This window comes from Chitinophaga sp. (genome assembly GCF_036566945.1).
In the GTDB taxonomy this organism is placed as follows: domain Bacteria; phylum Bacteroidota; class Bacteroidia; order Chitinophagales; family Chitinophagaceae; genus Chitinophaga.
The window spans coordinates 1-10,542 of sequence record NZ_DATCVJ010000109.1; the positions used below are offsets into that span (position 1 = coordinate 1).

Below are 10,542 nucleotides of genomic sequence, written 5' to 3' on the forward strand. Positions count from 1 at the left end.
TCTGCTGCCGGGTGCCGTCTGTGGCAGGATCAGCCAAACAGCCAGGGGCCTGGATCACTGTCCAGTCAGGAAGCATGTAATCCAGCTCTTCTTCCGTAGGACGGAGAAACATGTTGTAGGCAAACAAATTGGCCCAGGGCAGCTCACTGATCACTTTGATGTTGACCCTGTAATCATGGTCAGCACAAGCGTAACAGTCACGTACCCATACCTCCTTACCAGTGAAATAACGGGTGATTTTACTGTATAAACGATCAAAATTTTCTTCAGAAATGGGTTGATTAAAATCGTTCCAGTTTACCGTGTTCGTTGTGAGGGAGTCTTTTACAATGAATTTGTCTTTCGGGGAGCGACCGGTATACTCACCGGTGTTAACAGCAAGAGCCCCACTGTCGGCATATACCCCTTGTTTACGGGCGATGGTTTGTTCCGCCAGTTTTTCGGGTGAAAGTTGGTAATAGACGTTAGCCACGTTCTCTATGCCAAGTCCCCGTAAGTCAGCAATAGGATTCCTTACGCTACTCATTTGCATAAAAGCAAGATTGTTTTGGTGTAAAAGCAAAACTAGCGATTTTTTGATATTGTCAAATTTTATAGGTGTTATACCATTGAAATTTAGAAATTAGTAACCATTTTTGGGGTCATTATTGCGATATCTTCAATATGCGGGTATTTCCTTGCAGGATTATCAAACTAAAAACCGGATAATATAGCATTACCAATTTGCAAGTAAATATTAGTACGATTTTGTCATTTAACGCAGCAGATATTAACCAATTTGTTAATTCAGCGCCGATCAATATTTCTACCTCCGAAATTTTCCCTAGGTTTGAACCCTCATTTGAAATTAAGAGATATGAAGAATCTGCCTTTGGATCCGCAGCTGTTTATAAAGAACCGCCAGCGTTTTGTGGCTAAAATGAAGCCGCAGTCTATCGCTATTATCAACTCCAATGATGAACTGCCCACCAATGGTGACGCCTTACATAAGTTCAAACAGAACTCAGATCTGTATTGGATGACAGGCATTGATCAGGAGGATACAATGGTGGTGTTGTTTCCCGATAATCCAGACCCTAAGTACCGCGAGGTACTGGTGCTGGTGCGACCTAACGAGTTAAAGGAAAAGTGGGATGGTCACAGGTTGCGTAAAGATGAAGCATTTGCCATATCCGGTATGTCTACCGTAGTGTGGTTGGATACCCTGGATGCATTATTGCAGCAATGGATCAACGATTCCGCCAACATCTACCTGAATTCCAACGAAAATAACCGTAAGTCAAACCTTGTCCCAGTAAGGGATAACCGATATGCACAGGAAACGAAGGAACGTTACCCGCTGCATAACTACCTGCGTGCCGCAGTTATCTTCAAAGAACTGCGTGCCGTAAAAACACCGGAAGAAATTAAGGTGATGCAGGTAGCGATGGATATTACCGAAAAAACTTTCCGCCGCTTACTGAAGTTCATTAAACCAGGTGTATGGGAACATGAAATTCATGCAGAAATTATGCATGAATTCCTGCGCAACCGCTCTGCTGGTGAAGCATATGGCTCTATCATCGCTTCTGGCGATCGTGCCCGGACGCTGCACTATGTATCTAATAACCAGGAATGTAAAGATGGGGAAGTCATCCTCATGGACTTTGGTGCGGAATACGGTGGATATAATGCGGATCTGACCCGCAGTGTACCGGTAAATGGTAAGTTCTCACCACGTCAGCGTGAAGTGTATGATGCATGTTTGCACCTGCACAACTATGCTAAATCTATCCTGCGTCCGGGTATGACCATTGCCCAATACCATGAAATGGTAGGCGTGGAAGCAACAAAAGAATTTATCAAACTGGGCCTGCTCACAGAAGAAGAAGTGAAAAACCAGGATCCTGAAACACCGGCATACCGCAAATACCTGTACCATGGCATCTCCCACCATCTGGGAGTAGATGTACATGATCTGGGTCCTTCTTTCCATCAGCCAATTCCGGAAGGAGCAGTGATGACCATTGAACCAGGTATTTATATTGAACAGGAGAAACTGGGTATCCGCATCGAAAACAATATCTGGCTCACCGCCGAAGGTAATGTAGACCTGATGAAGAATATTCCGATCACGGCCGATGAAATAGAAGCCCTGATGAAATAGAATTTCAAATTACGAATTACGAATTACGGATTTGTAAGGAGAGGATAAACGCGAAGATGAGTATTCGCTTATATCTCCTTACAAATCCGTAATTCGTAATTCGTAATTCGTAATTTGCACAAAATCGTTCTATTAGATGAAACAACTACCCAATATTCTTACCCTATGTAACCTCTTCTGCGGGGCGCTGGCGATCATCTGCATCTTACATGCACCGGAATACCGCGCCGAGATTAACGGTGCTGACTATACGATTATTACACCGGAGCCGGTATATTGGGCTTCTGCATTGGTAGTACTGGCAGGTATTTTCGACTTTTTTGACGGAATGGTAGCCCGGCTCCTCGGCGTATCCGGCCCTATGGGCAAGGAACTCGACTCCCTGGCTGACGTGGTGACTTTTGGCGTAGTTCCTGGGATGATGTTATACCGACTGCTCCGCAGCGCCTATTTTCAGCAACCGGATGTGTTTGATGTATCTATTCTTAATCTCGCCCCGGCCTTGCTGGTGCCTTGTTTTGCAGCATATCGCCTGGCTAAGTTTAATATAGACACGCGGCAATCGGAAAACTTTATCGGAGTGCCCACCCCTGCAGTAGCGCTGCTGGTGGCATCTTTCCCCTTAATTCTGTTATTTAATCCCTTTAATCTCGCACATTGGTTCCAGAATATCTGGGTGCTATATATCACCATCGCACTGCTCTGTTACCTGATGATTGCAGAAATTCCGATGATCAGCCTGAAATTTAAAAGTAAGCGGCTGGCAGACAACTGGCCACGCTTTTTACTCATCGGATTAACCATACTGAGCATACCTTTCCTGAAATTTGCGACGGTACCTTTTATATTTATTTGTTACGTAATATTATCAATCGCAGTACCTCCAAGAATTACGAATTAAGAATTACGAATTACGGATTTGTGGGTAGATTTCGGTCTATCTCGCCACAAATCCGTAATTCGTAATTCTTAATTCGTAATTTTTGAGTAGGTTTGCGGCAAAATTTCTAGCACAATGACTTTTACTGCACATATCAATGTGATGCCACTGAAAGAATTATTAGATCCGCAAGGAAAAGCGGTGATGGGTGGTCTCAAGAACCTCGGCCTGGGCCAGGTACAAGATGTACGTATTGGTAAACACATTACTCTGCAAATTGAAGCCGCCAGCCAGGAAGAAGCAAGGCAGATCGCTGAAACCGCCTGCCAGAAGCTGTTGGCAAATCAGGTAATGGAATCTTTTGAAGTACAAATACAATAATTAATTACGAATTACGAATTACGAATTACGGAGTTATGTGGAGATGGTAAACGATATTATCCTCCATCATCTCCCCGGTAATCCGTAATTCGTAATTCGTAATTCGTAATTAAATTATGAAATTATATCTCGTTCCATCTCCTATCGGCAACCTTGCCGATATCACTTACAGAGCTGTTAAAGTACTCGAAGAAGCTGATCTGATCCTGGCAGAAGATACCCGTACTTCCAGTGTTTTGCTCCGGCATTACAACATCAGTAAGCCCGTAACGGCTTATCATCAGCACAACGAACATAAAATTGTACAGCACCTGCTGCAGCAAATGCAGGGAGGTAAAACGATGGCGCTGCTCACCGATGCCGGTACGCCCGGTGTATCTGACCCCGGATTTTTACTGGTAAGAGAATGCAGCCGTGCCGGCGTTCCGGTAGAATGCTTACCCGGCGCCACCGCCTTTGTACCCGCACTGGTAAACAGTGGCATCCCCATGAACCGCTTCGCCTTTGAAGGATTCCCTCCCCTCAAAAAAGGTCGCCACACCCTCTTTACAAAGCTCGCTACGGAAGAACGTACCCTCGTTTTTTACGAATCGCCCATGAGGCTGGTACGTACCCTGGCTGACCTCATCCAATATTTCGGACCAGACCGCCCTTGCAGCGTAAGCCGCGAGCTCACTAAAATGTTTGAGGAAAATAAACGCGGTACCCTGCAGGAAGTACACGATTACTACGCAGAGAAAGGCGTGAAAGGTGAAATTGTACTCGTAGTACAGGGCATCGAATAATTATTTTAGTCGCAGGGAAACTATTGACATACCGTTGTCACCCAGGTGTTGTTGTTTTGTATACCACAAACCATTACCCATGCTAGTTACCGACATCGCAGCGCAACGATTACTCCATCAGCAACTGATTCACACGTCTTTTAAAAAGCCAGCAGAAATAGTATCCTTTTTCGGCGCCATGCAGGCCCAGGAACACGCGCACAGTAAATGGGCCATTGGCGTACGACTCCCGGGTATAACAGATGCCGGTATAGAAAAAGCACTCAGCAACAAATCCCTGATCCGCACCACCGTTTTTAGAGGTACCCTGCACCTGGTAGCCGCCGCAGATGTACGCTGGATGCTCCAGCTGATTGCTCCCAATATGAAAACACGCATGGGGAGCATGAAAAGACAGCTGGGCATGGATGATGCGTTACTTCACAAAACAAATCAGCTGATCATCAAAATCTTACAGGGAGGCAACCACCTGACCCGCAAAGCACTCACCACCTACCTGCAGGAACACGGTATTGCCACAGATGATCACCGGATGAATCATATTATTTATCATGCTGCGCTGGAAGGGATCATTTGCAATGGCCCTCTGAGTGGTAAACAATCCACCTATACACTACTGGATGAATGGTTGCCGGCATCCACCCTGCTCAGCAAAGAGGAGGCGTTGATCACACTGGCCCGTCGTTATTTTATCAGCCACGGACCAGCCACCCTGCCTGATTTTGCCCAATGGTCAGGGCTATCCCTCACCGATGCCCGCGCCGGCCTGAATGGCGCACAGGAACACCTGCTGGCACAGGAAATAAGCGATACGACTTACTGGATGGCCCCCGGCAGGAAAAAAGCTATTCCCGATACCCATTTATTACTTCCCGCTTTTGATGAATACTTTATCGGGTATAAAGATCGTAGCACGCTGATAGACATGCAGTTTGCCAAAAAAGTAATGACCATCAACGGCATTTTTAATCCCATTATGGTGCACAACGGACAAATCACTGGTACCTGGAAACGAACCTTTAAAAAAGACAGTGTAGCCATTACAGTGGAATCATTTAAACCACTTAAAAAGGCCGGCCTGACAGCCTTTGAGCCGGCGGCACAGCAATATGCCGATTTCCTCGGCCTCACCCTCGCAGCATTCACCGCAGCAGATCCGAAATAACCCATCAAAATACCCAAATGATGTTTATTTTAGCTGTTTAATTAAAAAGAAACGGAATGAAGTATCGGGTTACAACAGGGAGCTGTCTGGCCATTGCTATGCTGGCAGGCAGTTGGTTACAACTAAGCGCACAATCAGATCGCTGGCAGCAGAGAGTGAAATATACCATGGATGTGAAAGTGGATGCACCAGCTAATCAATTCAAGGGGCAACAACACCTTGAATATTACAACAACTCCCCCGATACATTGAAGAAAGTCTTCTATCACCTTTACTGGAACGCCTTTCAGCCTAATAGCATGATGGACGTGCGTAGCCGTGAGCTGGGTAAAGTAGTGATTGGAAGAGATAAAAAAGGCAACGAACGCCTCGACTGGGACAACCGTGTGCGTGATCGCATTTCTAAACTGAAGCCCGATGAAATAGGTTATCAGAAAATTATTTCACTGAAACGTGATGGTAAACCCCAGGATTTCAAAGTAGTGGAAACCATCCTGGAAGTGCCGTTGGACAAGCCTATCCTGCCACATTCAAAGGCCGAATTTGATATGGAATTTGCATCGCAGGTGCCGGTACAAATCCGTCGCAGCGGTCGCAATAACTCAGAAGGCGTAGACTTTTCCATGTCACAGTGGTATCCTAAAATGTGTGAGTACGACTACGAAGGATGGCATGCGACACCTTACATTGCCCGCGAATTTTATGGCGTTTGGGGCGACTATGATGTGAAAATCACGATCGATAAAAAGTATGTAATAGGTGGTACCGGTTACCTGCAAAACCCCAACCAGATTGGTCATGGGTATGAAGCACCCGGCGTGAAAGTACCTCAGCCTGCCGGCAATACACTCACCTGGCATTTCATTGCACCCAATGTGCATGACTTCATGTGGGCCGCAGATCCGGATTACAAGCACATCACCCAAAAAGTGGATGGCTTTACGGCGCATTTTTTCTACCTCGATAATGAGCATACACACAATACCTGGCCTCAGCTGGCGAAAATGATTCCCGCTGCCTATGCCTATATCAAAGCGCATTACGGCGCTTATCCTTATGAACAATATTCATTTATTCAAGGTGGCGATGGCGGTATGGAATACCCAATGGGCACCCTGATTATGGGTAATGGAAAGATGGATGGCTTATACGGTGTAGCTATGCACGAATGGATGCACAGCTGGTATCAGGGAATGCTGGCTACTAACGAAAGCCTGTACCCATGGATGGACGAAGGTTTCACCACTTTCGCTGAAAGTAATGTGATCCACAATACCATTGATTCTCTGCAAGGAACCAATGCACTGGAAAGTTCCTATGCAGGTTATTTTGCGTTGGCAAGAAGTCCTTTCGAAGAACCAGCTACTACTCATTCCGATCATTATAATACAAACTACGGCTACAGTCTCACTGCGTATTCCAAAGGTGCGGTATTCCTGGAGCAGCTGGGTTATGTGATTGGTGCTGCCAACCGCGATGCCGGCCTGTTACGTTACTACAAAGAATGGCGCTTTAAACATCCGAATGCAAATGACTTTATACGCGTGATGGAAATGGAAAGTGGCATTGCACTGGACTGGTATAAACAATACTTTATCAATTCGGTGAAGCATATTGATTATGGTATTGACAGCGTTTTTGACAGAGGTAATAAAACCATTGTGCGCCTGCGCAGAGTAGCTTATATGCCGATGCCGATAGACTTCCTGGTAACAGATAAAAATGGTAATAAAGAACTGCACTATATTCCATTGTCTATTATGTATGGAGAAAAGCCAAATGAAAATCCGGCTATAAAACGTATAGTCGATCCCGTTTGGTACTGGACAAATCCTGTATATGAAGTAGAACTGAATATTCCGCTATCCGATATCAAAGAGCTGGAAATAGATCCCAGTCAGCGTATGGCGGATATAGATCGAAGTAATAATAAAGCAGTATCTTAAGATATATCCTAACGGGGCTGATACTTATCAGCCCCGTTTTATTTTCCTTGCATTACTTTCGCAGCGCTCCTCTCTCCCTCGTCCAACATCTCTTTCATCTCATCCGGTCTAAATTCCAGTCCTCCCATATGCACGTCCAGTGTCTGTTGTGGCCGGATGATATGCAGGTTTACAATTTTCTTTTCGCGGAAGGGATTTACGGGCACATCGAAATAATCCTCGACATCAGGAATGCCCGCTGCTTTCATTTTATTTTTTACGGCGTCAATATAGTTGAGTGAATCATTGATAAAGCCGGTTAGTTCCAGTCCAGCCATTTCATTGGTCGTATGATCTACCTGTCTTTCCAGTATATCCAGCAGCGTTTTAAAAAGCAGTGCTTCTTCTCCTGGTATTTCAGGCGTAAGCAGAATGGCGTAAATAGTCGTAGCACCTTCATCTATCGCCAGTTTGATAGCATTATAGTGTGCGCCTCCTCCATTGGTGAATTGTTGTACATGATCGGGAAGTGAAGCTACTTCTACCGGTGGCATGAATACAGGCATACTACAGGATGCCAGTACGGCTTCGCGGAAGCTATAGTTATCATGCAGCGATACCATGTCGTAGTCCTTTCTCACGGCATCGTTACCGCCGGGGGAGAAGTAAGTGGTACGGTTGGTTTGCAGGCATTTACCGGTTACAAATACTTCCTGCTCCAATTGCTGGAGCGCGCGGAACCTGTTGTCAGTAAAGATATTATTGATTTTTTGTGTTAAGGCGGTAGCATTATACAGCGAGTTGTTTTGTGGAAATCGCTGCATCATGGTACTGGTGCTTACGATATCTGCGGTACTGTTGCTGGTGAATAATTTTTCGAGCAAATTAATTTCGCCCAGTGCTGCGAGAGGGGCAATGATGGCGCTGGTACCGGTTCCACAAAAAAGATCAAATGCAATGGTTGGTTGTTGCGCATACAAATATTTGAGGGCGCCAACAGCAAAAGCGCCCCGGGAGCCGCCGCCGCTGATGACTAACGCTGTGGTAGCCATGATGATTTTTTAGGTAAGGACAATTTAACTAAAAAATCAAAATATAAGTTGTTGTAGTTGATTTTGCCAGGTATGACCCTGTAGTTCCTGATCCTTTAATTTGCCCAGATGGTGTTGATTATGGTATGCGATGTAATACAACATTTCCCTGATGGTAATTTTTCCCAGCAGGGGATGTGGCAAACGATATTTATCAAGATCTGTTTCTGACCAGGTAAGGAGTTTATCGGATAGTTTTATTTTCTGAAGAAGAAAACTTTGAAGGAGTGCCGGACGCTGGGCCGGATAAATCACGCCGGGATGATAAGCCCTGCCTGCCTTGAGGCCAATGTCCAACGCACGTTGATAGTCCGCTATTAATTTATCGTAGGGGCGTGAGGGTGATTGACTGATGCCAAAATAGCGAAGGGTGATTCTGGGAAATCCCAATGCACTGCTAATAGGCCTGATGGATTTGGTGAGATGATCAAGTTGCTGACCAGCGGACCATTTACCGTATGGAGAGGCGGTAAATCGTATATCCGGCAGCGTATTGACAAAATCTACGAAGTTGTCAAAACTCTTATTAAGGAGAGATTGGATCTCGTGCTGGTTCAGGTACATAGGAACGAAATTTAGAGGGTTCAAAAACACTTTACCTGGCGTCTTATTCAATATACCCGGGCCACTGCATTCTCTTTGAAGTTACGTTAGATTTGCGAGGAAGCCAATAGCATGTTACATATAAAACGATCACATGTATAATAAATCGACTAATTAGCCCGGGAATATTGATGTACTGTAAATAAATTTTTAAATTATTCCAGTACCTGGCATTCAAAGCCTTGTTTTTGAACGAATTCTACGATAATATCCTCTTCCACCTGTAAGTCTGCTATGCGCAATACTTTATCGCAATCATCCAGGTCTACATGACAGGACCCAACCGGAAAGCTGGATGCTATGGCCTGGATCATCTGCTGACGGTCTTCCAGGTTGTCGATATTGGTTTTGAATATGCCTATCATCGCACAATATTTTTTAGTGTGATTCTTTTTCTTCATTTTTCGGATCTTCCGGCCCCTTTTTCGTATCATCTGACCAGTACTTTTCCCAGTCCTCCTGTCTTTCTCTGGACCTGCCAAATCCCGGTCTGCAGCGGTTACGGAATGCTTCTTTCATTCTCTCCTGTTCTTCCGGTGTCATGTTGGCCATTTTTTCCCGCATCCTTGCTTTCCACTCACCGCCCCGGCGCCATTTATCGTTCCATGAATTATGGTGATTATGCCAGCCGAAAAGAAGTTTACCTAATAAGAGGAGGCCCAATGCCTGCCAGAAAGTGATGAAGGGGCCATGAAACAGTTCAGGGATCAGACAGTTCCACAGTTGCATGGTTACAAATCCCACCGCACCAATAAACACTACTCCGAGGACAAGGAATTTGGCTATGTGCGCTCCTTTTCTTCTGCCGTATTCGTTTCTCATATCTTTAATAATTTAAAATCAGTCGTTTAATAATTCGTTGTACAGTTCTGAGAGGCGTTCCCGCAGGAACAGTACAGCGTAGCGCTTGCGCGACAGCAGGGTATTTACCCCAATGCCGGTTTCTTCGCTCATTTCTTTAAAAGATTTTCCTTCCAGTTCATGTTGCAGAAATACCTGTCTTTGATCTGCCGGCAGCTCATCGATAGCCTGCATAATAGTTTCAGACATGATTTTCTTCATCATGGGCGTGTCTGCCTCCTGGTTTTTGTCGGAAAGTAATTCGGGGAGAAATAATACTTCTTCGCCTTCTATCTCGCGCGTGTAGTCAGAAAAAGGAGTTTCTTTCTTTTTGCGGAACCAATCGGTGATCTTATTGCGGGTTACGGCAAACAGCCACCCGGTGATCGAGTCTACCTGGCTTCCCAGTCTAAGGTATTCGGTGAATTGATAGAAAACGTCCTGTAAAATATCCTCCGCATCGGACGCATTATTTACCCGTTGCCGGATAAAGTGCAGCAAGCGCTTGCGTTCCTGCTTCACGGTTGCCTGTATGCGTTCGTTTTGCTCTATGGCCATAATGCTATTTGTAAGGACCAGCTGTTTCATCTTAATAAGGATGACGAAGCAGCGGCGGGGATATTTTATAATTTCAGAAAAAAAACTGTTTAAATTACAAAACAGGGGATCTGTCCTTTATGCATGGTTAGGCTCGCGGCCCTATTGCTGATCTGAATGGCGGTTGGG

At 45.2% G+C, this 10,542-nt stretch carries 12 protein-coding genes; 6 read left to right on the forward strand and 6 right to left on the reverse strand.

The features are described 5' to 3' along the window. A partial coding sequence (locus VIP81_RS03180) for a phosphoenolpyruvate carboxykinase (ATP) (RefSeq protein WP_331957031.1) occupies positions 1-532 on the reverse strand: 532 nt, incomplete at its 3' end. 324 nt (positions 533-856) lie between these two features. Here VIP81_RS03180 and VIP81_RS03185 point away from each other — a divergent pair. The 6 genes from VIP81_RS03185 (at position 857) to VIP81_RS03210 (ending at position 7,303) form a co-directional block, all read left to right on the forward strand. Beyond that, on the forward strand, positions 857-2,146 hold the full coding sequence (locus VIP81_RS03185; RefSeq protein WP_331957032.1) for an aminopeptidase P N-terminal domain-containing protein: 1,290 nt from the start codon (positions 857-859) through the stop codon (positions 2,144-2,146). Positions 2,147-2,282: 136 nt separating this feature from the next. Beyond that, the gene (locus tag VIP81_RS03190; protein WP_331957033.1) at positions 2,283-3,047 is read left to right on the forward strand and encodes a CDP-alcohol phosphatidyltransferase family protein; all 765 of its coding nucleotides are present in this window, start codon (positions 2,283-2,285) and stop codon (positions 3,045-3,047) included. A gap of 114 nt (positions 3,048-3,161) precedes the next feature. Further along, positions 3,162-3,407 carry a phosphoribosylformylglycinamidine synthase subunit PurS gene (purS, locus tag VIP81_RS03195; protein ID WP_211974575.1) on the forward strand — a complete coding sequence of 82 codons (246 nt, stop codon included), beginning with the start codon at positions 3,162-3,164 and terminating at the stop codon, positions 3,405-3,407. Positions 3,408-3,523: 116 nt separating this feature from the next. Beyond that, a complete protein-coding gene (gene rsmI, locus VIP81_RS03200; protein ID WP_133806384.1) occupies positions 3,524-4,192 on the forward strand; it encodes a 16S rRNA (cytidine(1402)-2'-O)-methyltransferase in 669 nt (222 codons plus the stop codon). Positions 4,193-4,271: 79 nt separating this feature from the next. Further along, on the forward strand, positions 4,272-5,357 hold the full coding sequence (locus VIP81_RS03205; protein ID WP_331957034.1) for a winged helix DNA-binding domain-containing protein: 1,086 nt from the start codon (positions 4,272-4,274) through the stop codon (positions 5,355-5,357). Positions 5,358-5,413: 56 nt separating this feature from the next. After that, positions 5,414-7,303 (forward strand): M1 family metallopeptidase, encoded by a 1,890-nt coding sequence (locus VIP81_RS03210; RefSeq protein WP_331957035.1) that lies wholly within the window; start codon positions 5,414-5,416, stop codon positions 7,301-7,303. A 38-nt stretch (positions 7,304-7,341) separates the two neighbouring features. Here VIP81_RS03210 and VIP81_RS03215 read toward each other — a convergent pair whose 3' ends face one another. The 5 genes from VIP81_RS03215 to VIP81_RS03235 all read right to left on the reverse strand — a co-directional run bounded on the left by VIP81_RS03215 (position 7,342) and on the right by VIP81_RS03235 (position 10,374). Next, complete coding sequence (locus tag VIP81_RS03215) at positions 7,342-8,334, reverse strand: patatin-like phospholipase family protein (protein ID WP_331957036.1); 993 nt, start codon at positions 8,332-8,334, stop codon at positions 7,342-7,344. 36 nt (positions 8,335-8,370) lie between these two features. Next, positions 8,371-8,937, reverse strand: coding sequence for a DinB family protein (locus VIP81_RS03220; RefSeq protein ID WP_331957037.1), 567 nt, complete (start codon positions 8,935-8,937; stop codon positions 8,371-8,373). Between the two features lie 194 nt (positions 8,938-9,131). Continuing rightward, entirely contained in the window at positions 9,132-9,341 is a 210-nt protein-coding gene (locus tag VIP81_RS03225; protein WP_331957038.1) for a hypothetical protein, read from the reverse strand. 13 nt (positions 9,342-9,354) lie between these two features. Beyond that, complete coding sequence (locus VIP81_RS03230) at positions 9,355-9,798, reverse strand: hypothetical protein (protein ID WP_331957039.1); 444 nt, start codon at positions 9,796-9,798, stop codon at positions 9,355-9,357. 18 nt (positions 9,799-9,816) lie between these two features. Beyond that, complete coding sequence (locus tag VIP81_RS03235; protein ID WP_133807215.1) at positions 9,817-10,374, reverse strand: RNA polymerase sigma factor; 558 nt, start codon at positions 10,372-10,374, stop codon at positions 9,817-9,819. Positions 10,375-10,542 lie beyond the last annotated feature (168 nt).